Annotated in this window: 21 protein-coding genes and 2 pseudogenes; 14 read left to right on the top strand and 9 right to left on the bottom strand. The window is 64.8% G+C overall.

What is annotated here, in order from left to right; all coding sequences use genetic code 11:
- Positions 1 to 90: 90 nt before the first annotated feature.
- The 3 genes and pseudogenes from AB0O58_RS25035 to AB0O58_RS25025 form a co-directional block, all read right to left on the bottom strand.
- Entirely contained in the window at positions 91 to 1,593 is a 1,503-nt protein-coding gene (locus AB0O58_RS25035; protein ID WP_032373532.1) for a carboxyl transferase domain-containing protein, read from the bottom strand.
- Positions 1,590 to 2,794: pseudogene (locus AB0O58_RS25030) on the bottom strand (CoA transferase). The gene AB0O58_RS25035 and the pseudogene AB0O58_RS25030 overlap by 4 nt, the downstream one beginning before the upstream one ends.
- A gap of 142 nt (positions 2,795 to 2,936) precedes the next feature.
- Positions 2,937 to 4,307: an SLC13 family permease gene (locus AB0O58_RS25025; protein ID WP_366238945.1), complete on the bottom strand. Its 1,371-nt coding sequence runs from the start codon at positions 4,305 to 4,307 to the stop codon at positions 2,937 to 2,939.
- 192 nt (positions 4,308 to 4,499) lie between these two features.
- Between AB0O58_RS25025 and AB0O58_RS25020 the strand changes: the two genes are divergently transcribed.
- The 5 genes and pseudogenes from AB0O58_RS25020 (at position 4,500) to AB0O58_RS25000 (ending at position 10,997) form a co-directional block, all read left to right on the top strand.
- Positions 4,500 to 5,198 carry a FadR/GntR family transcriptional regulator gene (locus tag AB0O58_RS25020; RefSeq protein ID WP_027494695.1) on the top strand — a complete coding sequence of 233 codons (699 nt, stop codon included), beginning with the start codon at positions 4,500 to 4,502 and terminating at the stop codon, positions 5,196 to 5,198.
- A 106-nt stretch (positions 5,199 to 5,304) separates the two neighbouring features.
- Positions 5,305 to 6,459: an acyl-CoA dehydrogenase family protein gene (locus tag AB0O58_RS25015; RefSeq protein WP_027494696.1), complete on the top strand. Its 1,155-nt coding sequence runs from the start codon at positions 5,305 to 5,307 to the stop codon at positions 6,457 to 6,459.
- Positions 6,460 to 6,483: 24 nt separating this feature from the next.
- Positions 6,484 to 8,657, top strand: a pseudogene (locus tag AB0O58_RS25010) (3-hydroxyacyl-CoA dehydrogenase NAD-binding domain-containing protein).
- Positions 8,658 to 8,685: 28 nt separating this feature from the next.
- Positions 8,686 to 9,315 (top strand): helix-turn-helix domain-containing protein, encoded by a 630-nt coding sequence (locus AB0O58_RS25005; RefSeq protein WP_366238944.1) that lies wholly within the window; start codon positions 8,686 to 8,688, stop codon positions 9,313 to 9,315.
- A 134-nt stretch (positions 9,316 to 9,449) separates the two neighbouring features.
- Positions 9,450 to 10,997: a long-chain fatty acid--CoA ligase gene (locus AB0O58_RS25000; RefSeq protein WP_366238943.1), complete on the top strand. Its 1,548-nt coding sequence runs from the start codon at positions 9,450 to 9,452 to the stop codon at positions 10,995 to 10,997.
- Between the two features lie 37 nt (positions 10,998 to 11,034).
- On the opposite strand, the gene AB0O58_RS24995 is transcribed toward AB0O58_RS25000, so the two are convergent.
- Genes AB0O58_RS24995 through AB0O58_RS24985 form a run of 3 tightly spaced genes read right to left on the bottom strand, consistent with a single transcriptional unit; the run spans position 11,035 to position 13,584 of the window.
- Positions 11,035 to 11,922 (bottom strand): siderophore-interacting protein, encoded by an 888-nt coding sequence (locus AB0O58_RS24995; RefSeq protein WP_366238942.1) that lies wholly within the window; start codon positions 11,920 to 11,922, stop codon positions 11,035 to 11,037.
- 10 nt (positions 11,923 to 11,932) lie between these two features.
- Positions 11,933 to 12,979, bottom strand: a complete 1,047-nt coding sequence (locus AB0O58_RS24990; protein ID WP_366238941.1) for an ABC transporter substrate-binding protein — start codon at positions 12,977 to 12,979, stop codon at positions 11,933 to 11,935.
- A gap of 23 nt (positions 12,980 to 13,002) precedes the next feature.
- On the bottom strand, positions 13,003 to 13,584 hold the full coding sequence (locus AB0O58_RS24985) for a helix-turn-helix domain-containing protein (protein ID WP_366238940.1): 582 nt from the start codon (positions 13,582 to 13,584) through the stop codon (positions 13,003 to 13,005).
- Between the two features lie 102 nt (positions 13,585 to 13,686).
- On the opposite strand from AB0O58_RS24985, the gene AB0O58_RS24980 reads away from it, so the two are divergent.
- Genes AB0O58_RS24980 through AB0O58_RS24965 form a run of 4 tightly spaced genes read left to right on the top strand, consistent with a single transcriptional unit; the run spans position 13,687 to position 18,076 of the window.
- Entirely contained in the window at positions 13,687 to 14,601 is a 915-nt protein-coding gene (locus AB0O58_RS24980) for a metal-dependent hydrolase (RefSeq protein WP_027494703.1), read from the top strand.
- On the top strand, positions 14,598 to 15,707 hold the full coding sequence (locus AB0O58_RS24975) for a PDR/VanB family oxidoreductase (RefSeq protein WP_366238939.1): 1,110 nt from the start codon (positions 14,598 to 14,600) through the stop codon (positions 15,705 to 15,707). The genes AB0O58_RS24980 and AB0O58_RS24975 overlap by 4 nt, the downstream gene beginning before the upstream one ends.
- A 15-nt stretch (positions 15,708 to 15,722) precedes the next feature.
- The gene (locus AB0O58_RS24970; RefSeq protein ID WP_366238938.1) at positions 15,723 to 17,246 is read left to right on the top strand and encodes an NAD(P)/FAD-dependent oxidoreductase; all 1,524 of its coding nucleotides are present in this window, start codon (positions 15,723 to 15,725) and stop codon (positions 17,244 to 17,246) included.
- A complete protein-coding gene (locus AB0O58_RS24965; RefSeq protein WP_366238937.1) occupies positions 17,243 to 18,076 on the top strand; it encodes an SDR family NAD(P)-dependent oxidoreductase in 834 nt (277 codons plus the stop codon). The genes AB0O58_RS24970 and AB0O58_RS24965 overlap by 4 nt, the downstream gene beginning before the upstream one ends.
- 16 nt (positions 18,077 to 18,092) lie before the next feature.
- Here the strand turns inward: AB0O58_RS24965 and AB0O58_RS24960 are convergent, their stop codons facing one another.
- Positions 18,093 to 18,737: a TetR/AcrR family transcriptional regulator gene (locus AB0O58_RS24960; RefSeq protein ID WP_366238936.1), complete on the bottom strand. Its 645-nt coding sequence runs from the start codon at positions 18,735 to 18,737 to the stop codon at positions 18,093 to 18,095.
- A gap of 124 nt (positions 18,738 to 18,861) precedes the next feature.
- On the opposite strand from AB0O58_RS24960, the gene AB0O58_RS24955 reads away from it, so the two are divergent.
- The 4 genes from AB0O58_RS24955 to AB0O58_RS24940 are packed head-to-tail and all read left to right on the top strand — an operon-like array spanning position 18,862 to position 23,343.
- Complete coding sequence (locus AB0O58_RS24955) at positions 18,862 to 19,995, top strand: VOC family protein (protein ID WP_366238935.1); 1,134 nt, start codon at positions 18,862 to 18,864, stop codon at positions 19,993 to 19,995.
- On the top strand, positions 19,992 to 20,927 hold the full coding sequence (locus tag AB0O58_RS24950; RefSeq protein ID WP_366238934.1) for a fumarylacetoacetate hydrolase family protein: 936 nt from the start codon (positions 19,992 to 19,994) through the stop codon (positions 20,925 to 20,927). Before AB0O58_RS24955 ends, AB0O58_RS24950 begins: the two co-directional genes overlap by 4 nt.
- The gene (locus AB0O58_RS24945) at positions 20,924 to 22,531 is read left to right on the top strand and encodes a bifunctional 3-(3-hydroxy-phenyl)propionate/3-hydroxycinnamic acid hydroxylase (RefSeq protein WP_366238933.1); all 1,608 of its coding nucleotides are present in this window, start codon (positions 20,924 to 20,926) and stop codon (positions 22,529 to 22,531) included. The genes AB0O58_RS24950 and AB0O58_RS24945 overlap by 4 nt, the downstream gene beginning before the upstream one ends.
- Positions 22,528 to 23,343, top strand: a complete 816-nt coding sequence (locus tag AB0O58_RS24940; protein ID WP_032400638.1) for an SDR family oxidoreductase — start codon at positions 22,528 to 22,530, stop codon at positions 23,341 to 23,343. The genes AB0O58_RS24945 and AB0O58_RS24940 overlap by 4 nt, the downstream gene beginning before the upstream one ends.
- Here the strand turns inward: AB0O58_RS24940 and AB0O58_RS24935 are convergent.
- Both AB0O58_RS24935 and AB0O58_RS24930 read right to left on the bottom strand, forming a co-directional pair.
- On the bottom strand, positions 23,340 to 24,440 hold the full coding sequence (locus tag AB0O58_RS24935; protein WP_155288716.1) for a lipase family protein: 1,101 nt from the start codon (positions 24,438 to 24,440) through the stop codon (positions 23,340 to 23,342). The two genes, AB0O58_RS24940 and AB0O58_RS24935, sit on opposite strands and share 4 nt — an antisense overlap.
- Positions 24,441 to 24,493: 53 nt before the next feature.
- The gene (locus AB0O58_RS24930; RefSeq protein WP_051365299.1) at positions 24,494 to 25,615 is read right to left on the bottom strand and encodes a HoxN/HupN/NixA family nickel/cobalt transporter; all 1,122 of its coding nucleotides are present in this window, start codon (positions 25,613 to 25,615) and stop codon (positions 24,494 to 24,496) included.
- Between AB0O58_RS24930 and AB0O58_RS24925 the strand changes: the two genes are divergently transcribed.
- Positions 25,614 to 25,794 (top strand): hypothetical protein (locus tag AB0O58_RS24925; protein WP_366238932.1); only part of this gene is annotated, 181 nt, incomplete at its 3' end. The two genes, AB0O58_RS24930 and AB0O58_RS24925, sit on opposite strands and share 2 nt — an antisense overlap.

Genomic DNA, 25,794 nt, shown 5'->3' with positions numbered 1-25,794 from the left:
GGACGATAGCCGCCCCCACTCGCCGCCGAACTCGAAGTTATGGGTGAAAACGGCCTCGAATCCGTCCATAACTTCGAGTTCGGCGGGAAATCACACAGCGGCAGCGGCAAAACCGATTCGATTGAAACGCTTTTCGCGCGTGATCATCCGCATCGAGGGGTCCTGAGCAATCAGCTCGGCAAGTTCTCGGTGCAGTACCGCGCCCACTCGATCGCAGAACTGCTGTGATTCGTCTGCGGCGTCGGGCAACTCGGGAACGATGATGTCGACGACACCGGCCCGGAAGAGATCGAGCGAGCGCACTCCCTGCTTGGTCGCCATCTCGGCGGTGTGGGTGGTGTCGCGATGCACGATGGCCGAGGCACCCTCGGGCGGCAACGGCGAGAGCCAGGCGTGCTGAGCAGCGAGAACTCGATCCGCGGGCACCAACGCAAGGGCACCGCCGCCGGTTCCCTGCCCCAACAGCAAGGAGAGCGTGGGGGTTTCGAGGTCGACCATGTCTGCGATGCACCGCGCTATCTCGCCGGCCAGGCCGCCTTCCTCCGCCTCCTTGGACAGCGCTGCGCCGGCAGTATCGATGACGGTGACGAGGGGAAGCTTCAAATCCTGCGCCAGCCGCATGCCGCGTCGGGCCTCACGCAGAGCCGCGGGGCCGAGTGGCGTCTTCGTCGTCTGGCTCCTCCGGTCCTGGCCGAGCAGAACGCACGGCATGTCGCCGAACCGGACGAGCGCCAGAATGAGGCCCGGATCGGACTCGCCCTGACCGGTTCCGTTGAGCGGTAACACGTCTGCCGCTGTGTTGAACAGCAATTCGCGCACCCCCGGCCGATCGCTCCTGCGTGAGGCCAGAATGGAGGTCCATGCCGGCACGTCCTCGATCTCCCACTCGAGAGCATCGGAATGCCGGACGCGACACGACGGCACATCGGTCATGATGCGCAGTGCCCGGTCGACGATCTCACCGAGCTGCTCGGGCGGACGGATGGCGTCGATGAGTCCGTGCGCCTGCAGGTTCTCCGAGGTCTGCACGCCGGCGGGGAATTTCGCGTCGTACAACGCCTCGTAGACGCGGGGTCCGAGGAACCCGACGAGCGCACCGGGCTCGGCAACGGTGACGTGACCGAGCGATCCCCAGGATGCGAAGACGCCGCCGGTGGTGGGGTGCCGCAGATAGACGATGTACGGCAGATTCGCCGCCTTGTGTGCGGTGATCGCTGCGGTGATCTTGACCATCTGCAGAAACGCGACGGTGCCCTCCTGCATGCGCGTTCCACCCGAGGTCGGCAACGCGAGCAGTGGAAGCCGCTCGGCGGTGGATCGGTGCACCGCGCTGACCAAACGTTCACCGGCGGCCACTCCGATGGATCCAGCCAAAAAGGCGAACTCGCCCAACAGGATTGCCACCGTGCGGCCGCGCACGGTCGCGGATCCGGTGAGAACGGATTCGTCGAGACCCGTCTTCTCACGCGCCGCAGCCAATTCGCTCGCGTACTCGTCGTCGATGACGTAGTCGGCAGCCGGGCTGTCCCACGACTCGAAACTCCCGGGATCGATCACCAGATCGAGAAGTTCGAGCGCGGTCATCCTCGTCATCGGATCGCTTCTTTCAACCAGTCGCGGACGAGTTCGTCGTCGGCTCCCAGGACCGGCGGTGCCAGATGCCGGTTCTCGGTGACCTCCGTGCCGTCGGACTCGAAGAATCGCAGCGGCGGCCCGGGCAGGGTCACCGTGCCCAGCGTCTCGTGCTCGACGTCGATGAGCAGGCCCTGAGACTTGGTCTGCTCCCACTCGTACACTTCTTGCACGTTGCGTACTTTGCCTGCGGGTACACCGATTTCGTCGAGAAGCGCCAACAACGGCTCGGTCTCGTAGGTGCGGAAGATCTTGGACACGAGCTCGACGACGTCGTCGCGACTGTCGACGCGTTGCGGGTTCGTCGCCATGCCCTCGAGGTCGGGATCGATACCGAAGCCTTCACAGAAGCGGTGCCACAGTCCTTCGCTGCCCACCGAGATCTGCACGGCTCCATCGGAAGTGGGAAAGAGGCCGTACGGGCAGATCGACGGGTGATGATTGCCCTGCGCCTCACCGATCTCGCCTGCCACGGTCCATTTGGTGCCTTGGAAGGCGTGCACCCCGACGACGCTGGCCAGCAACGACGTTCGAACCACCTTGCCTCGGCCGGTGCGGTCGCGCTCGCGCAGCGCAGCGCAGCGAGAACACCAAACGCTCCGTACATTCCGGCGAGCAGGTCCGCGATCGGAACCCCCACGCGCTGAACATCGTCGGGACCGGAGCCGGTGAACGACATCAACCCGGCCTCGCCCTGAGCGATCTGGTCGTAGCCGGATCGGCCGCCCTCGGGGCCGTCGTGGCCGAATCCGCTGATCGACAGCACGACCGTGCGCGGGTTGATCTCCGCGATGCGCTCGGGCGAGAATCCGAGCCGATCGAGCACTCCCGTGCGGAAGTTCTCGAGTAGAACGTCCGCTCGCTCGATCATGCGCTCCAACGCTTCTCGGCCGTCGTCGGTCTTGAGGTCGAGCGCGATGGACCGCTTGTTGCGGTTGGCCGAGAGGAAGTACGTCGATTCGCGCTCCGCGTCACGCGGGGTGACGAACGGCGGGCCCCACACCCGGGTGTCGTCACCGCCCTTGGGGGTCTCGACCTTGATAATGTCCGCGCCGAGATCTCCGAGCATCATCGCCGCGTGCGGGCCGGCCAGGGCGCGCGTCAGATCCACCACCACGGTGCCGTCGAGCGGTCCGGTTCTGCCTGTCGTGTTGAGGGGCATCGAATTGATCCTTACGTCGAAAGCGATGAGGGGGTGGATCGCCAGTGTGGCCCATTGGGTCAGTGGCCTAGCCAATTTCATTGGACCAGCGATCCGAGGGGAAGTCAAGACCGAGTTCTCGGACGTCCGCGCAGCTCGAGAGCTAGAGCCAGCCGGGCACGACCAGTACCGCCCAGGCGATCAACGGACCAATGACGACGACCAACGCGCTGTATTTCAGGATCTGCTTGTAGAAGACGTCCCGATCGATGTCCTGGGCGTTGGCAAGAACCAGGGCACCGTTGGTGGAGAAGGGACTGACGTCGACGATCGTCGAGGCGATGGACAGGGCCACGATGACGCCGATGGCACCGACCTCGCCGGCGAGCAGGAACGGGACGGCCAGCGGGATGGTGACGCCGAGAATGGCGGTCGACGACGCGAACGCCGAGACGATGGCACCGATGTAGCAGAGCAACAGAGCCACGAGCAGCGGAATACCGATGCCGGCGACGGCATCACCGACGTACTCGACGGTGCCGGCCTCCTGCAGCACGCCCACGAACGTCAACACGCCACCGATGAGCAATACTGTCGACCAGCTGATCTGGTTGATCGCACCCTTCTGAGCCTTGGGCGACGCCAGGGCGAGCACCACGGCGACCGTCATCGACACGAAGCCGACGTCGAGATCGAGGACGAGGGAGAACACCGCCAGCGAGGCCAGCCCGACGAGCGTGAGGATCTGATCGAACGTGATGGCCTTGACGGCGGTGGCCAGCGGTGGGGCGTTCTCGACCGTGACCGTCTGACCGGACGGCGTGGGCGTCGACGATCCGAAGCCGCGCATGACGGTCCTCGAGCCACCCCCGCCTACTCCTCCCGAATCTCCCTCGGGGCGGGTGCCGTCCTCGTCGTGCACGCTACGTCCGAGAAGTGCACGTCCGCCGAGGAACATGAACAGCAACGCACCGATTGCCGCGTTGAAGGCCATGCTGCCCAGAAACAGGGTGAGCGGGCTGTTGACCAGACCGGCCTTCTGAGCGATGTTGTTGACGGTCACGCCGTAGATGCTGATCGGCGAGAACCCACCTGCCTGCGCACCGTGAATCACCATCATGCCCATGAGCAGGGCGTTGATCTTGTACCGCGCCGCGAAACCGAGTGCGATCGGTGCGACGATGGCCACCGCTGCCGGACCCAGTGCGCCGATGGAGGTCAACACGCCGGTGATACCGAACATGACCCACGGAATCAGGGCGACCCGGCCACCGACCAGCCGCACCGCACCGCGGACCAGGAGGTCGACCGTGCCGTTGTTCTGGGCGATCGCGAAGAGGTAGGTGATACCGACGAGCGTCAGGAACAAGCTGCTCGGGAAGCCGGCGATGATGTCGTCGGTGCCCATGCCCACGGCAATGGTTCCGACGAAGAACGCCGCCACGAACCCCAGCGCGCCCATGTTCACCGGGAACACGGTCGCAGCGAGGAACATGACGACGAGCGCAATGATGGGTATCAACTCGGTCGACATCGAAGGTCTCCGGTTCGTCTGAGGTTGTCCCCCGAGCGGGCGCTCGGGTTCCGTGGCCAATTGGACTAGCCACTGAGTCTTTACAGACTGAACCAGTGAAGTGGATCACTTGTAAACAGTTGCTATGACCCGGGCCACTGCCCACCCGACGGTTAAGGTGGGGGTCCAGAGGAGCAGAGAGCGAGTGACACAGTGGCTGAGCAAATTCGCCCGGTGACCCGACCACGGCTGTACGAGGTCATCGTGGAGCAGCTGTGCAAACACATCGCCGATCGCGACATGAAGCCCGGCGATCGACTCCCGCCCGAGCGTGAACTGGCGGGTCACCTCGGCGTCAGTAGAGCCTCACTGAGCCAGGCCCTCGTTGCACTCGAAGTACAGGGCATACTGGCCGTCCGCCACGGCGACGGAGCGGTACTCGTGCGACGGCCCGTGGGAGACATGGCCATTCGCGCCCTGCGCGAGCACGCCGATCGCCTGCCCGAGGTGATCGAAGCCCGCGAGGCACTCGAGGTCAAGCTCGCCGAGCTCGCCGCAACCCGCCGCAGCGACGCCGAAATGGCGGCGATCGACCACGCCCTGTCGGTCATGGCCTCGGAAATCACCGACGGAAATCGCGGCGACTCCGGCGACGAGCTGTTCCATCACGCCATCACCGAGGCCGCGCACTCGCCGCTACTCGCCCGACTGATGGGCGAAATCGCCGGCCTGATTCGCGAAACTCGAATCGAATCATTGTCGCAGTCGAACCGTCCGCAGACTTCGCTGGAACACCACCGCCGCATCGCCGACGCTGTGCGGCAACAGAATTCGGCCGAGGCCGGACGCGCGATGGCCGAGCACATCCGCCTCGTCTCGGACGTTGCACTGCTCCGCTCCACGGACAGCTAGAGAACTCACCCGCCGCAGAACATGGTTGACATCCGTGGCCACGTCGGTGCATCGTTATTGGCGCAGCGCCAACAACGCGTCGTACGCTCCGACCCGAGGACCCTCCATGACTGCACTCGCAGACCGCACCGACGACGTCACCACCGAGCTCGCCGACGTCCGACAGCTCGCCCGCAGCTTCTTCGAGAAGGAGGTCGCGCCGCACCGCGAGGAATTCGCGGCGGCCGGACGCCCCAGCCGCGAGGTCTACCGGAGTGCGGGCAACCATGGACTCCTGGGAATGTCGATACCCCAGCAGTACGGCGGAGGCGGCGGCGACTTCCGCCACGAGGCGGTGCTGTTCGAGGAGCAGGTTCGCGCAGGCGACTCGGCCATGCAGTTGGGTGTGCACAGCGGCATCGTTCCGCATTACATCCTTGCGTACGCAACCGAGGATAAGAAGCAGCGCTGGCTTCCGAAGCTGTGCTCCGGCGAGTGGATCGGCGCGATCGCGATGACCGAACCGGGAACCGGCTCGGACCTCCAGGGCATCACCACCCGCGCGGTGCGCGACGGCGACGACTACGTGGTCACGGGCGGAAAGACGTTCATTTCCAACGGAGCTCACTGTGATCTGATCATCATTGCCGCCAAGACAGATCCAACCGCCGGAGCCCGCGGGCTATCGCTGCTCGTGGCCGAGGTCTCCGACGACACCGAAGGCTTCCACCGCGGCCGGGTACTGCACAAGATCGGCCAGAAAGGCCAGGACACAGCAGAACTCAGCTTCGACGGTCTACGTGTTCCGGCTGCCAACCTCCTGGGTGAAGAAGGTCGCGGCTTCGCGCAGTTGATGCAGCAGCTTCCTCAGGAACGGCTGATCTGCGGTATTGCCGCCGCTGCGATGATCGAGGCCGCCGTGCAGCAGACCGTCGACTACACCAAGACACGAAGCGCGTTCGGCAAGACACTGTTCGACCTGCAGAACACCAAGTTCGAGCTCGCCGAATGCGCCACCATCGGACGCGTCGTCCGCACCTTCGTCGACGACGCAGTGGCCCAACATATTTCGGGGTCACTGGACGTGACGACGGCCGCGATGGTCAAGTACTGGACCACCGATCGACAATTCGAGGTGGTCGACCGCTGCCTGCAACTCTTCGGCGGCTACGGCTACATGGAGGAATACCCCATCGCCCGCATGTTCGTAGACGGTCGCATCGCCCGTATCTATGCCGGTGCCAACGAAGTCATGAAAGACCTCATCTCTCGCTCTCTGTAGAACCCGCACCGACCCGAGGATCCGATGAACAGCCCAGCCGCACTGCACACTTCCACCATCACCGGCGAGATCGGTACCGACCGTATCGTCGTTCTGACGATCGACGATCCTGCGCATTCCACGAACACCATGAACGCGGCATTCGGTGAATCGCTCGAGCAGACCGTCGACTGGCTCGAGACCGAACTCGATGCGTACGACGGCATCATCGTCACGTCGGGCAAGGATTCTTTCTTCTCCGGTGGCGACCTCGAATTGCTGCGCGACGCCGGTCCGTCCGACCATGCAACCATCGCAGATGCGCTCGATTTCACGAAGGACAAGTTTCGGCGGCTCGAGACGCTCGGCAAGCCGGTCGTGGCCGCACTGGGCGGCACCGCACTCGGCGGCGGCTTCGAGATCGCCCTGGCCTGCCATCATCGAATTGCCCTGAACAACAGCAAGGCTCGATTCGGGCTGCCCGAGGTGACCCTCGGGCTTCTCCCCGGGCCGGTGGCGTCACCCGGACGGTCCGCATGTTCGGCATCGTCAAGGCTCTGACACAGGTGGTGGGCCAGGGCCAGCGATATCGGCCGGCGCAGGCCCTCGAGCTCGGACTCATCGACGAGGTCGTCGACACCCACGAGCACATGATGGCGCAGGCACGTTCCTGGATCAGCGCCAATCCCGGGGCCCTCCAGCCCTGGGACAGAGCGGGATTCACGATCCCCGGCGGTACGGCGGCAGCACCGGCTGTGGCCGCGCAGCTGCCGGCACTCACGGCAACAGTGCGTAAACAGGTCAAGGGCGCACCGATGCCTGCCCCCATCGCAGTCGTTGCCGCGGCAGTGGAAGGATCGGTACTCGACTTCGACGCCGCCTCGCTCGTCGAAACCCGCTACTGCACGTCGCTCGCCTGCGGGCCGATCTCGGGCAATTTGATCCAGTCGATGTTCTTCGATCTCGGCTCCATCACCAAAGGCGCTTCCCGCCCTCCGGCCGAACCACATCGAGTTCCCGAGAAAGTGCTGGTGATCGGGGCCGGAATGATGGGTGCCGCCATTGCCTACGTCGTCGCCTCGGCCGGGGTTCCGGTGATCCTCCGTGATGTCTCGATCGAATCCGCCGAGCGCGGGAAGAGTTATGCACGTTCGGTTCTCGGTAGAGCTGTCGCGAAAGGCCGCGCAAGCCAGGCCGATGCCGATGCGGTGCTCGCGCTCATCACTCCCAGCTCCGACGCGGCGGACGCCGAGGGTTGCGACCTGGTCGTCGAGGCAGTGTTCGAGGATCCCGCCGTCAAGCAGGGTGCCTTCGAGGACGTCGACAAGTACTTGACTGCCGACGCGCTGCTGTGCTCGAATACCTCCACCCTCCCCATCACCGCACTCTCGCAATCTGTTTCGCGAACCGGCGACTTCATCGGGACGCACTTCTTCTCCCCAGTCGACAAGATGCCGTTGGTGGAGATAGTGGTGGGAGAACACACCAGCGACTCCACTCTTGCCCGCGCATTCGACTTCGTCCGCCTGATCGGCAAGACACCCATCGTCGTCGGCGACAGTCACGGCTTCTTCACCACCCGCGTCATCGGCCGATTCATGGACGAGGCGATCTCGCTGGTCGCGGAGGGCGTGCATCCGGCCACCGTCGAGCAGGCCGCACTCCAGGCCGGCTACCCGTCCGGCGCACTGGCTCTGATGGACGAGATTTCGTTGACCCTGTCGCGGCACATCCGCGAGGGCATGGCCGAGGCCGCTCGCGCCGACGGTCGCCCCTGGATCGTCTCGAATTCGTACGCCCTGGTCGATCGCCTCGTCGACGAGTTCGACCGTCCGGGCCGCAAGGCGGGGCGCGGGTTCTACGAGTACGCCGAGGACGGCAGCAAGGTCCGGCTCTGGCCGGGCCTTGTGGAGCACTACCACCGCCCCGAACACGGAATTCCGTTCGAGGACATGATGGATCGCATGCTCGTCGCCCAATCGCTTGATTCGGTCGCGTGCCTCGACGAGGGCGTTCTCCGAACCGTCGCCGACGCCAATATCGGTTCCATTCTGGGTATCGGCTTCCCTGCCTGGACCGGCGGTGTGCTGCAGTTCGTCAATCAGTTCGACGGCGGTCTCCCGGGATTCGTGCACCGAGCCGACGAGTTGCGGGCGCGATACGGCGACAGGTTCGTCGTACCCGCGTCGCTGCGAGCGCGCACCGAGCGGTACCTCTGAGATCGCGCTCGCTCGGTTCGGTGCGATCATGACAACCATGCCGGCTGCAAGCACACCCAAGTGGAATCGACTGGAACCGGACGAGCGACGGACCCAGATCCTGGCCGCCGCCGTTCGCTTGTTCGGCGACAAGCCGTACGCCGAGGTCTCCATGGCCGACGTGGCTGCGGCTGCGGGTGTTGCACGCGGGCTCATTCATCACTACATCGGCAGCAAACGCGATCTGTACCTCGAGTGTGTTCGTTTCCTGGTCACCGTGCCGCCGATCGAGGACGTGCACTTGCCCACGGGCTCGGTCGAGGAGAGGGCTCGCGGGAGTGTGCACTGGCTGGTCGGCGTCATCGAGGCACACGGAACGGCGTGGGTGTCGGTGGCGAGCGGCTCGGGCGTGGACCAGCAGGTGGCGCAGATTCTGGACGAGGCGGACGACCTTGCGGCCGAGCGTGTCTTGGACGCAACGGCTTTCCAGACACACCGCGGCGACAGACGCATCGCAACGTCGGCAGTGCGGGCGTTCGGCGGCATGGTGAAGGCGGCAGGTCGCGAGTGGCTGGTGCGCGGCACGCTGACCCGGGACCAGGTGGAAACACTTCTGACAGACGTGCTCGTCACCGTTCTCTCCACCGCACGCGCTCTCGACGACGCCCCAGAACGGTAGCTGGGCAATCCTTTTCACGGTTCACATCCCGTCGATCACCCATTGCTTCGCTATTGACACCACGCCAACAAGGTGGAACTGTGACCGTATTCACTCGGGCGTACCGCGCCCCCTCTCGCACAAGGGACCTCGCCATGTATCTCACTCAAGGCCTCCATCGCTCCGCAGCCACCACACCTGATCGCGCTGCAACGGTGTTCGGCGATCGCGTGCGCACCTTCTCGGAACAGATCGATCGTGTGGCGAGGTTGGCGGCCGGTCTGCATTCCGTCGGAGTCGAGAGCGGCGATCGAGTGGCAATGCTGGCGTTCAACAGTGACCGCTACTCCGAGTACCTGCTTGCGGTCCCGTGGGCCGATGCCGTCCTCAACCCCGTCAACATCCGGTGGTCACCCGTCGAGGTTGCCTATGCGCTCAACGACTCTCGGACCAAGGTTCTGATCGTCGACGACACCTTCGGCGCGATGGTTCCGGCTCTACGCGCGTCGTGCCCCGACTTGGCGACCGTCGTCTACTGCGGGGACGGTTCCACCCCCGACGGCATGGTGTCGTACGAGGATCTGGTGGCATCCCACGGTCCCGTTCCCGATGTACGACGCAGCGGCGACGCCCTGGCCGGCCTCTTCTACACCGGCGGCACCACCGGATTCCCCAAGGGCGTCATGCTCTCCCACGCGAATCTGGTGACGTCCGGCCTGGGGACGGTGGCCACCGGACAGCTGCTCGACGACGCCTCCGTTCTTCTCCATGCCGCCCCGATGTTCCACCTCGCCGATCTCGCCGCATGGGTAGGGCAGGTCATGCTCGGCGGCACCCACGTCATGGTTCCGTTCTTCGAGCCGACCGCCGTCCTCGGCGCGATCGCGAAGCACTCCGTCACCGATGTTCTGCTGGTACCGACGATGATTCAGCTTCTGGTCGACCACCCCACGTTGAGCGAGTTCGACACCTCGTCACTGAGCCGTGTGCTCTACGGAGGATCCCCCATCTCCGCCGGTGTTCTCGAACGGACCCTCGCCAGGCTTCCGCAGGCCCGCCTCACGCAGGCCTACGGCATGACAGAACTCGCGCCGGTCGCATCTCTGCTGTGGCCGGAACATCATGTTGGACAACGTATCGGGTCGGCGGGACGCGCAGCCCCACACTCGGAGATCTGCATCCTCGGCCCGGATGACGAGCAGCTCGCCACCGGTGACGTCGGCGAAATCTGCGTCCGCGGCGGTCATGTGATGCTGGGCTACTGGAACAAGCCGGAGGAGACCGCGGCCGCCGTTCGAGACGGCTGGATGCACACCGGCGACGTGGGTTACCTCGACTCCGACGGATTCCTGTTCGTCGTCGACCGCTTGAAGGACATGATCATCACCGGCGGCGAGAACGTCTACAGCGCCGAGGTGGAGAGTGCGCTCAGTCGTCATCCCGCCGTTCTGGCCTGCGCTGTGATCGGCGTTCCGGACGAGGAGTGGGGTGAACGAGTTCATGCGTGTGTCGTTCTGGCCGAGGGACTCTCACCCACGACATCCGAGTTACGCGAGCACACTCGCACCTACGTTGCCGGGTACAAGACACCCCGCACCATCGAATTCGTGACGGCGCTACCCATGAGCGGAGCAGGCAAGATCCTCAAGCGCGACTTGCGTGACGCCTACGTCGCCAAGGAAGCGGCCGACGCAGTTCTGTGATCACGCGACGGTCAATGCTGTCCGACGAGTCCCTGCGTCACAGTCCGGCGCGCTCGAGAATCTCGTCCCAGTGGATCTCGGCCTCGGCCTCACCCATGCCAGCGGACGCGATGCGCTCGTAGTCGTCGATCAGTGAATCGGCCATTCTCACATAGCGTTCGATCCATGCTTCCTTGTCGTCTCGCCAGTAGCCGACGATGGCCATGCGGCTAGCAGGGAAGCCGACCTCACAGCGGAAGTACTTACGTACGCCTCTACCCGCCGACGCCTCCCCGCCGAACCAGACGTACCCGTTTCCTGCCGGAACTCGGAACGTGCGCACAGCATCGACGAGTTGCGATGGTGCGCGCCCGTTTCCGGCCACCCTCCAGTCCATCGTCACCGAGGCCGCCGATCGAACGTCCAACACGTCGTCGTCGTGAGCCACCTCGACGATCGCATGCGCGCGGAGTCCGGCAGGCAGCTGCTCGAGAGCACGGCACAGAGCGGGTAGCCCCGGTAGATCGGCGATCAACAACATCCACTCCGTGTCGGCGGGCGGCTCGTACCACGACCGTGTTCCCCACATCCCCAGCGCCGTACCCGGCTCGGCCGAGCGAGCCCAGTCCGCGGCCACGCCGCCGACGTGGTCCACGAAGTCGATCGTGATCCGGTTCTCGTCCCAGCACCGGACGGTGTAGTTGCGGCATTCACGAACCACGTCGTCATGGTGCGCGAGAACGCCGTCGCGTCGGGTCATCTCGGGCGGTACGTCCTCTCCGTCGGCCGGAAAGTACAGGTGCACGATTTCGTCGGGCACTCCACTCGACTCGAACCCGCACGCAGCGGAAGCATCGAACACGACGCGAATCAGCGACGGTGACAATCGTTTCGATTGGACTACCCGTGCGGTGAGATATCCACCCTCGTCACGTCGACCGGCCATGACAGGGCGTTCAGCTCTGCTCTGCCGGCTCGATGAACATCGTTTCGATGTCGTCCATGATTTTGCCCAGGCCGATCGGGTCCGATGAATTCCACACGCTCGCCGAGACCCAGTGCACCCGATTCTGCTGCACGGCAGGCAGTGTGGACCACAACGGTGCAGCACTGATAGCGTCCCGTTCGCTGTCGGCACCCTGGTCGGTGTACACGAACAGGGTGTCGGCGGAGTTCAGCGTGTTCAGCGTCTCGTCGGTGATGTCGATACGAAACAGGCTCGGATCCTGCTGGCCCTCGGGCTGCGCCAGGCCCAGACCGCGGAAGGCGATGCTCTCACCCGTGCCGACGCGAATCGAGTACTCCCCGCGCTCGCTCAATCGAACAGCGGAGACCGGCTTGTCGGCCAGGCCCGCGTCGGCAACTCGCTGCTTCAGCGCGGCCATCCGGTCCATCAGATTCTGCATGAGGTCCGTTGCCTCGCTCTGCTTTCCGAGCACATCCCCTATGGCCGCGACTCCGTGCGAGACGTCCTCGAGCGACACCCCGTCGTTGTAGGCGAAGCCGTAGGTCGGCACTCCGCTGGCGGCGAGCTTGTCGTACATCTCCTTGTTCCACGCCTTCTCGCCTTCGCCGTCGTACCCGGCGACCACCACGATCAGGTCGGGGTCCTGAGCCAGGATTCCCTCGACGTTGGGATCGAAGCCGCCACCCTCACCCGCTATGTTTGCGATGTCGCCGATGCGCTCGTCGACGTGCGCGGGTAGCGCCAGCGGGTTGAAGGACGCGGCCACGGGATTCACCTCGAGCGACAGCATCAGTGCCAGTGAGATGGGGTCGGCAGCGACGACCCGGGCGGGTCGCTCGGGAACCTCGACCGGGCCGAAGTAGTCCTGCACCGTCCTGGTGCCGGCGGTCTCGGCTGGACCGGACGGTTCCGACGTGGCGCTCGAGCATCCGACCAGAGCCAAAGAGAGTGCGCCGACGAGCGTGTACAGCCCGGCAGAGGCGGAACGTCTCATCCGGCCGGTTGCACGGCCGTGGAACACGAAGAATCGAGGCATGACTGGGCAGCCTAGCCTAACTTCTAGCCGCGGTGGTCATCGCCGACAAGCAACGGCACGATGCTCCGGTGCGCGAAGGCCAGCAGATCGTCGTACGTCTCGAGTGCAGCGCCGGCTGCCGGAGTCAGCAGAATCGAATGCACGACGCGGACCACGATTTCCGGGGCATCGGGTACTGCGAAACTGTCCGAGTCCAGCCCTCCCCGGGCGATCTGGGCGGCAGCGTCTATGGCAGACGCGAGCAGGGTCGATGCATTGGTCGTCAACTGTTCGAGTACCAGCGCACCCTCGGAGTCGAACATCTTGAGCAGGACGGGGTTGGTTCGCACCGACTCGATCGTCGTCGCGAATCCGTGCGCGGCACGATCCGCCCGAGACGATTGTTCGGCGGTCGCTGCCGCCACCGCGACGAACAGTCTCGTCGACTCACGTGCCATGACCGCGCGCACCAGCTCGTCCTTGGATCCGATGCGGCGATAGACCGTCACCCGGTTGATCTTGGCGCGCTTGGCCACGTCCCCGATGGTCGTTCTGGGGATGCCGACCTCGCCGAACAACTCCAACGCGGCATCGAGGATCGGCCCGTCGTCACCGTCTGGATGCATCGTCCGATCTTAACGGCACCCTCGATAATTGATTGCAACATTGCAACACTATCTGTTGCTATGTAGCATTACTGCATCAGCATCTCGACGAATGGAGCTCGAATGTCTCGTGACAGAGCTATCGACCCGAACGCGCGCCACCTGGACGAGTCCTACGCGATCGTGGCCCGCGCGGTGACGTTCGACTGGACCGGCGTTCCGCTGCAGTACATTCCGCACGAGTGGTACGCCACGCACTTCTGGAACGTGATGCACCTGGTGCTGCCGGAGGGCGAACGGGCGATGGCCGACGTGTTCGCCCTCGCGCTTCCGTACATCGACGACCGCAGACTGCACGAGGAGGTCGTCGGTTTCGTCGGACAAGAAGCCACGCACGCGTCCTCGCACGAGAGCTTTCGTACGTACCTCGTCGCGCACGGCGTCGACATCGAGCCGATCCTGCAGCGCATTCGATTCGCGGTGGGCGTGGTGTTCGGCGATCACGGCCTCACCGGCCGCGCAGGCAAAGCGTGGCTGAACGAGCGCCTCGGCATCTACGCCGCAGCCGAACACTTCACCGCAGTAGTGGGCGAATGGCTCTTGGACAACACCGAATTCGATCGCCTCGGTGTCGATCCGACGATGCTGGACCTGCTTCGCTGGCACGGGGCCGAGGAACTCGAACACCGCAACGTTGCCTTCGACGCATTCCAGTACGTCGACGGGGGTGCGTTTCGCCGCGCCCGCACCGCGGTGATAGCCAGCGCGGGGTTGGCCGTGCTCTGGTTCAGCACCGCCGCGTACCTGTACAAGAACTCGGTGGCCACCCCGCGCACCGGGAAGCGCCGACTTCGCACCCCCTGGCCTCTCGCCTTCGCACGAGCATCCCGCAAGCAACTGATACCGGGCCTGTCGTTTCTGTTCGTCCAACTCGCCCTGTACATCCGACCGGGTTTTCACCCATCGAAGATGGGCGACATCGACAAGGCCGTGCGATACCTGGCGACGTCACCTGCAGCACTGGCGGCCCAGCAGTGACCACCGAAACAGCCCCGAGACACAGCCATCTGGGTGAGATCACGGTGACCGACCCCGGCCGTGGTCTCCGAGCCATCGCTGCGGCGTCTCGGGTGTACGCAAGACTGGTCACCGACTCGTCCGTCGTCACCGCCCTCTCCCCGGCGCGACCGCGCCGATGCGTCGGCTACGAATTCGAGACGACCATCGACGAGATCGTCGACGAGGCCGAGGACGTGCGCTCACTTCTACTGCGTCGCAGCGACGGAAGCGCATTGCCGACCTGGTTGCCCGGTGCACACATCGACGTGACCACACCGGCAGGCTCGGTTCGGCAGTACTCGCTCGCAGGTCGGCCGGCAGGAGGAGATCGATATCGCATCGGTGTCCGCAGGATCCCCGGCGGCACGGCCTCCACCGAGATACACGGTCTCGTTCCAGGAGACACCCTCCGAGTCCGCGGACCCCGCAACGCATTTCCCATGGCCGCCGCCGAGCACTACTTGTTCGTCGCGGCCGGCATCGGCATCACGCCCATTCGGTCCATGATCGAGCGAGCCGTCGCCGACCGCACACGGTGGACCCTCTACTACCACGGGAGATCTCGCGCGAGCCTGCCGTTCGTCGCCGAACTGCAGCATCTGGCGCTCACCTCCCGCGGTCACGTGATCATCAAAACCGATGACGTGGACGGACTTCCGAGTCCCTCGGGCATCGTCGATCTCGGGACGGGATCCTCGGCCCTGTACGTCTGCGGCCCCGCGGCACTCTCGCGCCGGCTGCGCGAGCAGGCCGCCCGAAGTACCGCGGTTCGGGAGTTCCACACCGAGCTGTTCGCGCCCGCCCCCGTGGTCGACGGCCGTCCGTTCGTGCTGAAGCTCGCACGGTCCGGCGACACCGTCGAAGTCGGCGCACAGGAGACCGCCCTCGACGCCCTCCGACGAGTCCGTCCCGATCAGCCGTTCTCGTGCCGCCAAGGTTTCTGCGGTGCCTGCGTCGTCGGCCTCACCGGCGGACGCGTCGACCATCGCGATCGCGTGCTGAGCAGCATCGAACGCGAGAACTCACTCACCCTGTGCGTCTCACGCGCCGCGGTGGACGGCGACGTCGTCGTTCTCGATCTGTAGAAGGAGCCACACATCATGACCGACAACGACTCTGCCGTACCGCACATCGACGTCGCCATCATCGGTGCCGGCTTCGGCGGGCTCGGAGCTGCGATCAGGCTCGAACAGGAAGGCCGCGGCAACTTTCTGATCTTCGAGCGTGACAGCGCGGTCGGCGGGACGTGGCATGTGAACACCTATCCCGGCGCCCAGTGCGACATTCCCTCGGCGCTGTACTCGTTCTCGTTCGCACCCAACCCGGACTGGACCCGCCTGTATCCGCTGCAGCCCGAGATCGAGCAGTACCTCAACGACTGCGCCGACCGGTTCGGTATCCGGGATCGAATCCGGTTCGGACACGAGGTGCTCGACGCGACGTGGGACGACGACCGGGCGCGTTGGATCGTGCGAACGAGCGGCGGAACATGGACTTCCCGGATTCTGATCGGAGCCCTCGGCCCGTTCAGTGAACCCGCCACTCCGAGTATCGACGGTCTGGACTCCTTCTCGGGCAGCGTCTTTCACTCGGCTCGGTGGAACCACGAGCATTCGGTCGAGGGTAGGCGTCTTGCCGTCATCGGCACCGGCGCATCGGCGGTACAGTTCGTACCCCGACTCGCTCCGTCGGCCGCACATCTGACGCTTTTTCAACGCACGCCCACGTGGATCCTTCCCCACCCGGACCGTCCCATCTCCGAGTCCGGCAGATCCGTGCTCAGGAAGCTTCCGGCGGCTCAGCGTGCCATGCGTCGTACGTTCGATCTGTTCCAGGAAGCTCTGGTGCCCGGCCTGATTCGGCACCGCGCCCTGCTGACGCCGTTGACCGCACTGGGCCGGGCTCACCTACGCAGACAGGTGAAGGATCCCGTACTCCGCGAGAAGCTCACACCCACCTACACATTCGGCTGCAAGCGGCCGACGTTCTCGAACAAGTTCTACCCCGCCCTGTGCCGCGACAACGTCACCGTCGAGACCACCGCCATCTCCCGCGTCGTGCCCGAGGGCGTCGTCACGACCGACGGAACGGTCCACGAGGTCGACACCATCGTTCTCGGAACAGGTTTCACCGTCGCCGGGCATTCAGGCTTTCGGCGCATCGTCGGTCGTGGCGGTCGGTCGTTGGCGCAGACCTGGCCCGACGGAGAGATGTCGTCGTATCGAGGGACGACGGTGCACGGCTTTCCGAACTTCTTCATGGTGCTCGGCCCCAATTCGGTGGTGTACACCTCGCAGGTCGTCACCATCGAAGCACAGGTGAACTACGTTCTCGCAGCACTGCGGGCGATGGACGACAAGAGCTTGGCCGCAATCGACGTCACCCGCACTGCACAAACGGAATTCGCGGACTACACGGACGAACGGTTGGCCGGTTCGGTGTGGAACTCGGGTGGGTGCAGCAGCTACTACCTGAGCCCATCGGGCCGCAACGTCACCTACTGGCCGGGTTCGGTACGCAACTTCACCCGTCGTATGTCGGCCATCGAACTCGACCACTATTCCTGCCGCAGTGCCACTGTCGATGTGCCGGGCACACTCGCCGTCACCGAGGAGTCGGCATGAAGAACCACATGGACCTCACCGGCAAGGTCGCACTGGTGACCGGCGGCGCACGCGGCATCGGTGCCGCGACCGTAGCAAAACTGGTGACCGCCGGTGCGTCCGTGGCAGTGGTGGATCTTCACTTCCCGACCGACGCGGCTGGTGCTGCACGGGTGTTGCTGTTGACCGGGGACGTCGCGGATCCGGAGGCGATGACGGAGTGCGTGCAGGCGACGGTGCGCGCCTTCGGCGGGATCGACATCGTGATCGCCAACGCCGGCATCACACCGCCGCCTGCCACCATCAGGACCGTCGACCGCGCGGTGTTCGACTCCGTCATGGCGGTCAACTTCGGCGGTGTGCTCACCATCGTCCGCGCCGCGGCGGACGAGATCGTGACCAGTGGTGGACACATTTTGCTCGTATCGTCCTGTGCTGCATTCACTCCCGGCATGGGCGGGTCTGCCTACATGGTCAGCAAGGCAGCCGTGGAACAACTGGGCCGCGCGCTACGCATCGAACTCGCCGCGGTCGGTGCATCGGCCGGTCTGGCGTACTTCGGGGTGGTCGACACCGATCTGGCGCGCCACACCCTCGACAACGATCCGATGGGGCAGCGGATCGGTGCATTTCTCCCCTGGCCGTTGAGCCGTCGACTCCCGTCCTCACGGGCGGCGGACCTCCTGGTCGACGCGGTCCGTACGCGTCGAGCACGGCTGATCGCCCCCGCAGTGTGGGCACCGTACTTCTGGTTCCGTGGGATCCTCAACCCGATCCTGGAGTGGAAGCTACTGCGTGACACCGCAGTCGGCGATATCATTCGCGACCTCGAACACAGCCGGGCGCGCTGACACCCGCACGGGCCAGTTACGCGTCGACGCTCGGAACCGCGTCCAGCGGAGGCAGGGTTCGCGAACACAGCTCGCGCGCATCCGCGTCGGACATCCCCAGAGCGAGCAGCACGCTGTGCGCCATGGGGTCGACGGCATCGACGTCGCTACGTTCCGGCTGTTCGAGCAGTAGTTGCCCCATGCCCAGCAGCGCCCCCGCTGCCAGGGCCAGAGCCAGCTGGGTGTCTTGCACGCGGAAGTGCCCGCTCAGCACTCCGGCTTCGATGTCGCGCGAGGCCCGCGGGCCGAGACCGTGCTTCGAGGTGATCAACTCCGGCCCGGAATGGATGAGCACTCGGCTCAGATCCGGTTGTTGCCGGAACAGTCGGCCGGCGATGCGGAACGACCGGGTGAACGCTTCTGCGGGATCGTCCTCGTCGTTGCTCAACGAGTCCAGGTAGATGCCCAACAGCTCGAGGGCACCGTCGACCGCAGCCTGGAACAGCTGCTCTCGGCTCTCGAAATGGTTGTAGAACGACCCCATGCCGACGTCTGCGGCCTGAGTGATCTCGGCAATCGGCACGTGCAATTCGCCGCGGGCGATGAAGCTCTGCGCGGCAGAGATCAGGGCACCGCGCGTGCGCGCTTTGCGTCGCTCGAGGCGATTCGGGGTTTCGGTCATGGTCCCTACTCCTGAGTGCATTTGTCGCCGCCTTGACCCTTCCTCACCGCTGACGAATTTGTCAACACTCTTGACTGACCGATTAGTCATAGGTGACGATAGTGTCACCAACGAGGGAGGGCTGATGGGACACGACGTCGACGGCCACAAGAACATGCATGTGGATCAGGGCGCGCTTCCAGGCGAACACCCGGGAAAAGCCGCCGACCCGATCATCAAGGTGCGCGACATAGCCTGGCTCGAGTTCCGCAAACCCGACCTGGCCAAGGCCGAGGCATTCGCAGTCGCATTCGGTTTCACCGTCTCGTTGCGCACGTCCGAGGAGATTCATCTACGCGGCACGCACGTCGGATCGCCGTGCGTGATCATCCGACGCGGCAAACGAACGCGGTTCGTCGGCGCGGCGTTCGCTGCCGCCGAGGACGCCGACGTCGTCCGCCTCGCCGATGCCACCGGGCAGCAGGTGCACCGGCTACCCGACACTCTCAGCGGCATCGCCGTCACTCTGAGCGATCCGGGCGGACAGCCAGTGCAGATCGTGTCGGGCTACACCGAACACCCCGAACTCCCGGGCCAGGACGCGCATACCTACAACTTCGGCGACCCACGCAACCGGATCAACGCCACCCAGAGGCCCCCGCGTCAGCCGGCGCGCGTCCAACGGCTCGGGCACGTGGTGCTGCAGCGAGTGGACTACCTGGAGAACCTGAACTGGTATCTGCACCACCTGGGTCTGATCGTCAGCGATTTTCTCTACTACGACGGCCAACGCGACCGTGGACCGGTGATGAGCTTCATCCGCTGCGATCGGGGCAGCATCCCGTCCGATCACCACACGCTCGCGATGACTCTCGGCCCGTCGAATCGCTACGTGCACTCCGCCTACCAGGTGACCGACATCGACGCCATCGCCGCCGGTGGCGAATTCCTCACCGAGCGTGGGTACAAGCATTCCTGGGGCATCGGCAGACACATCCAGGGCAGTCAGATCTTCGACTACTGGCGCGATCCCGACGGTTTCCTGGTGGAGCATTTCAGCGACGGCGACATGTTCGACAGCTCGCTCGAACCCGGCTGGGCACCGATGACGGCATCCGGCCTCGCCCAGTGGGGCCCACCGGCATCGAAGGACTTTCTCGGTATCGCCCCGAGCAAAGCCTCTCTGCACGAGCTCAAATCGATCCTGTCCTCCCTACGCACCGACAACGAGTTCGATACCGAACGCCTCCGTGGCCTGATGAAAGTGGCTTCCTCATGAGCATCGCTGTACTACGCACCGCCGACGCCTGGTGGGTCGAGACCCCGGCCGGGGCGTCGCGCATCGATACGTCGGCAACCACGACCGCCGAGCTTCTCGCCGATCGCGCCGCTGTGGACACAGCGCGTACCGGCACCGATGTGGTTGCAGTGGAGACGCTTTCGCTCGTCTCCCCGGTCACCGCACCATGCCGGGTAGTGGCGAACATGACCAATTTCGTGTCACACGTCAAGGACTCGGGCATGAACCCCGACACGGTGCCACTGACGTTCTTTCGGAAGACGTCCGGTTCGATCAGCGGCCCCACCGACGACATCGTCAAGCCGACGCACGTGAAACTCCTCGACTACGAAATCGAGATCGGCCTGGTATTCGGCAAGACGCTGACCGTCGGTACCAAGATCGACGCCACCAACGTGGCCGAGTACGTCGCCGGACTCGTCATCACCAACGACGTATCGGCGCGAGATGTCCAATTACCGAAAACCCAGTTCTACGAGGGTAAGTCGTACCCCACGTTCACGCCGGTCGGCCCACGACTGCTCCTTCTCGAGGCCGGGGAATTCGACCGGTTCGGCGAGCTGACTCTGACACTGCGCGTCAACGGGACTGTGCGACAGGACAGTATCGTGGCCGACATGATCTACCGTCCCGTCGAATCGCTGAAGGCGCTGAGCAAGTTCCAGCGGCTCGACGCAGGCGATCTGCTGCTCACCGGCACTCCCGGCGGCACCGCGCTGAAGGCTCCGGCGAAGCCGATCGAGATGATCGGATCTCTGATCCCGCCGGCGCTCAAGTGGAAGGTGTTCTTCAAGAAGCAGGCCAAGAATCCCGACTTCCTGCAGGACGGCGACGTTCTCGAACTGACGTGCTCCACCCCCGACGGTTCCCTCGACCTGGGAGTGCAGCGCACCCGGGTCTCGTACCGATGACCGAACGCGGATCCGACGGCAACCACCACCCGGTGGTCATCGTCGGATCCGGCCCGACGGGCATGACGGCCGCTCTGCTGTTGGCGCAGTACGGCATCCCCTGCCTGGTGCTCGATCGCTGGGCCGACGTCTATCCGCAGCCGCGCGCAGTACATCTCGACGACGAGGTGTACCGAATTCTGCACGACATCGGTGTCGCAGAGGATTTCGCCGCTATCTCACGTCCCGGCCGTGGGCTGCGACTGTGCACCAAAGATCTGCGCACCCTGGCCGAGTTCGAACGCGATCCCGACGACAGACCACACGGCTATCCCCAGGCGAACATGTTCGATCAACCGGACCTCGAGCGCCTCATGCGCACGCACGTCGCCCGATACGACACGATCGAGATGCGCGGCGGGTGCGAGATCACCGACGTGCAGAACCTGAAAGATGCCGCCCGAGTGTCGTACACATCCACCGAGGACGGAACCCCACACTGGGTGACCGCGGATTACGTACTGGGCTGCGACGGTGCCAACAGCATCGTACGCCGGTCCATCGGGTCGAAGATGGAGGACCTCGGGTTCGCGCAACGGTGGTTGGTGATCGATATCGCCACCGATGCCGAACTCGATCAGTGGGACGGCGTTCACCAGGTGTGCGACTCCGAACGATCCGCCACGTACATGCGGATCGGCTCTACCCGCTACCGCTGGGAATTTCGGATGCTCGACGGCGAAACCCTCGACGAGTTCGAGGATCTCGCCGCCGTCCGGCCGCTCATTGCGCCGTGGCTGCGGCACGTCGACGACCCCGCCATGGAGCTGATTCGGAGCGCCGAGTACACATTTCGGGCGCAGGTCGCCGGCCGATGGCGTGATCGACGCGTGTTCGTCCTCGGCGACGCGGCGCACTTGACTCCACCGTTCATCGGACAGGGAATGGGCGCGGGTCTGCGTGATGCGCGCAACCTGGTCTGGAAGATCGTCGGGGCCCTCGACGGGCACGTCTCCGATTCGGCACTCGACAGTTACGAAATCGAGCGAAAGACTCATGCCACGGCCATGATTCGGATGGCCGTCGCCATGGGCTGGACAATGACCGGTGGCAGCCGACTGACCGGAATTCTGCGCACCACGCTCGCACCGGCTCTCGGCCACCTGCCCCTCATCGGAGCGAAGGTGTCCGACAGCGCCACTTCTCCGCTCACCCGTTCCGATTTCGTCCAGCGTCCGGCAGCGCAGATCCGTTCGGTGGTAGGCGCGCTGTGCCCCAACAGCTCCCTGGACAACGGCACCCGACTGGACAGCATCGCGCCGGGACAGTTTCTCTTCGTCTCGACGACCCCGTTGACCGTCGAACAGCGACGCGAGGTCGATCGTCGTGGCGCTGTCGTCGTCGAGGTCGCGGCCTCCTCCGAGCTCGGACTGTGGTTGCGGCGCGGTCACGCGGTAGCGGCTGTCGTACGACCGGACCGAACCGTCATGGCGGCGGGTAAGTCGGTGCCGGCCTTGCACACCCGAGTTCCGAGCACCAGGTTGCGACGAATCGATCGAACCACTCCCACGGCGGCAGTAGCCACCCCGAGAACCGGAAACACCGCAACGAAGAGGCGTAGATGAACACCGCACTTGTCACCGGAGCCACGTCCGGTATCGGCCAAGCCGTCGCCGAACTACTGCTCGCTCGCGGCTACCGCGTCATCGGCACGAGCCGCAGTTGTTCCACCGTGGTCGACCCCATCCCCGGGGTCGAGTACCGAGATCTCGATCTGACCGACCCGGACTCCATCCGGACGTTCGTCGACGGACTTGCCGGCGTGGAGATCGATGTTCTGATCAACAATGCGGGCGAAAGCCAGTGCGGCCCCGTCGAGGAACTCCCGATCGAGGCGGTCACCCGGCTGTTCCAGCTCAACGTGTTCGGTGCCGTCGAGCTCATGCAAGCCGTGCTGCCGGGGATGCGCGAACGCCGTCGGGGCAAGGTCGTCAACATCGGCTCGATGCTGGCCAGCTTCCCGTTGGCCTATCGCTCGTCGTACGCCGCGACCAAGGCAGCGATCAAGGGCTTCTCGACGGCGGCCCGCTTCGAGCTCGCGCCCTACGGGGTGGACATCACCACCGTCGAACCCGGCTCCATCGCCACCGGACTCTCCGCCCGCCGCACCAAGTACTGCGGACCGCATTCTCCGTATCTCCGCGATTTCACGACAGTGATCTCGCACCTCGACGCCAAAGAGGCACAGGGTATCTCCGCGGACACCGTGGCCGAGACGGTCCTGAAAGCCGTCGAGGACAAGAAGACTCGACCCCTCTATGCCGTCGGCAGCAACGCTCCCGCGGTGTTCATGGCGCAGCGACTGCTGCCGCGCACCGTGCTCGAGAAGTTCACCGCCCGGGCGTACGGACTGCCCACCAAGCGACCGGTGACCTAACGGAACAGCCCTGCGACGAACGGGATCGTGTCGGCCTGTGATTGCACGAGCGCTCCGCTGTGATCGGCGTCGTAGGGCCGGAAGGTCACCGGCTGACCGTTGGCGGTGAGCCTGGCGACGTACGCGGCGGTCGTCGGGAACGGGACATCGGTGTCCCGCAGTCCGTGGCCCATGAAGAACGGCTTGTCGAAGCCGGCCTCGGGCATGGCCATGTAGTCGTCGAGAACTGCGGTGAAATTCGGCAGGCTGGTCAACGGCGCAGTGAAGAAATCACCGACCTTGACACCCTCGAGCTGCTCCTCGAGGTCCGCGACACAGGCCGTCTCGGCCAGATCCACGTATTTCTTTCCTACGGGAGTGAGGATGTCGTCCAGGCCCAGCTCGGGGTGCGAATAGCGTAGAGCCGCAGCGATGTACGCGACGTACGCGGTCAGACCGGCCGGGAGCGCCACCGGCGGCATCCCCGGTCCACCGATCGAGACGAGCTTCTCGATGTACGCGGGAGTCCCGGTGCCCACTGCGCCGCGATAGTCCAGATCCGATCCACCGAATTCGGTTGCGTAGCGCGCGGTGTAGATCGCTGCGCCGCCGCCCTGGGACTGACCGACCGTCACCCACTTGCGCGAGAGTTGATCGCTGTAGTTGCGGCCTGCCTTCACCATGTCGACCACGTTGTGCGCCGTGGTCCGCCCGTCCAGATATGCCTGCAATCCTTCGGTGCCGAGGCCGGCATAGTCACTGGCCACAACGGCGTAGCCCTGCGCGAGCCAGTTACCGAGGTACGGCAGATCTCGTTCGGCCAGCGCCGGTCCCGCGACCGAGGGCGCGCACGAGTCACCGAGCCCGGAGGTGCCGTGAGCCCACGAGATCACCGGCCAACCGCCCTCGGGCGCAGTGCCCTGAGGAAGGAAGACGGTGCCGGTGCTCAGGGCCTTCTCGCCGAACGTGTCGGTGGTGACGTAGGTGAGCACCTCGGCCGAGGACGAGCCGGGGATCCAGAATTCTTGCGGTAGAGCGCGACTGGAGACGACATCGCCGATGTTCTGGGTGATCGTCGGCGCTGCGGAGGCAGGGGCGGTCAGCAGGCCAGAAGCCATGCTCGACGCCAGCGCCGTAACTACTGCAAGGGCACCGATCCGACGACGAGCAATCACTGGGTCTCCGTTGCGTTCGAGTGTGCGCCACCGCGTTCGTCGATGCGCGCCACCTTGTAATACACGACCGCGCCGATCCAGACAACGAAAAACGTGCCGACGACGAGTTGGCCCGCGAGGTTGAGGTCGATGACGGCCAGTGCGTCCCACAGGCCACCGGTCAGCTCGAACTGCTCGGCAAGCAGCGTCAGCAGCTGGACCGTCCCGATCACCAACGCAACGAAGACCGACAGGCCCGTCATCGTCATGTTGTAGTAGATCTTGCGGACCGGTGTCACGAACGCCCAGCCGTACGCCTTGGACATGAAGATGCCGTCGATCGTGTCCATCGTCGTCATGCCCGCCGCAAACAGGACCGGCAGCGCGATGATGGCCATCGGCGGGAGCCCGCCGGCGATAGCGGTGGTGCCGGCGATCGCGAGTAGACCGACCTGAGTCGCGGTGTCGAAACCGAGTCCGAACAGCAAGCCGAGCGGGTACATCTGCCACGAATGGTTGATCATCTTGTCGTAGCGGCCCCGGAACAGTCGATTCATCAAGCCGCGCTTGGCCAACAGCTCGTCGAGCCCGGCCTCGGTGACGTCACCGCGTTTCGCGCGCCGCCAGACTCCGACGATGCCGGCGAGGACCGCGATGTTCAGCGCGGCGATGAGGTACAGGAAGGTTCCCGACACCAACGTGCCGATGATGCCGCCGACCCCGGCGAACGCGTCCTGAAACGCCGTCGCCTGCGACGCGACGAACGCAATCGCAGCGACGAAGACGAACACGACCGTCGAATGCCCGAGCGAGAAGAACAGCCCGACGGCCAACGGCCGCTTGCCCTTCTGCAGCAGAAAGCGGGTGGTGTCGTCGATGGCGGCGATGTGATCGGCGTCGAACGCATGCCTGAGACCGAGGGTGTACGCCAGCACGCCGGCTCCGGCGTAGACGAGAGTGCCGTCGGCTCCGGTGAGTCCGTGAATGCTGGGAATCGAGTCGTAGTGGGTGAACAGCCCCCAACCGATCACATGCAGAGCGGCGATGAAGCCGGCCATCGCCAGCAGTCGCGGCACCTCGTCACGAGTGAATCGACTCTGCCGTCGGCCGATCTCGACGGGCGAAAGTTGGGTCGTCATGTCGATCATTGTCTCCGATAACGACGATTTGCTCTTCCTGTGCGACGGCACAGCAGGTGTGCTGAGTGTCCACAATTCGTGTCTGCAGGCGGGATCCGGGCTGTTGCGATTTCGATTCGGCTTCCGTTGTGTGGTGTCGGACGGCGGAATCAGTGGGACCGCGGCCGGGCCACCGACCT

The sequence above is a fragment of the Rhodococcus sp. NPDC080181 genome (assembly GCF_040702225.1).
In the GTDB taxonomy this organism is placed as follows: domain Bacteria; phylum Actinomycetota; class Actinomycetes; order Mycobacteriales; family Mycobacteriaceae; genus Rhodococcoides; species Rhodococcoides fascians.
This window is presented reverse-complemented; position numbering and strand designations above follow the sequence as displayed.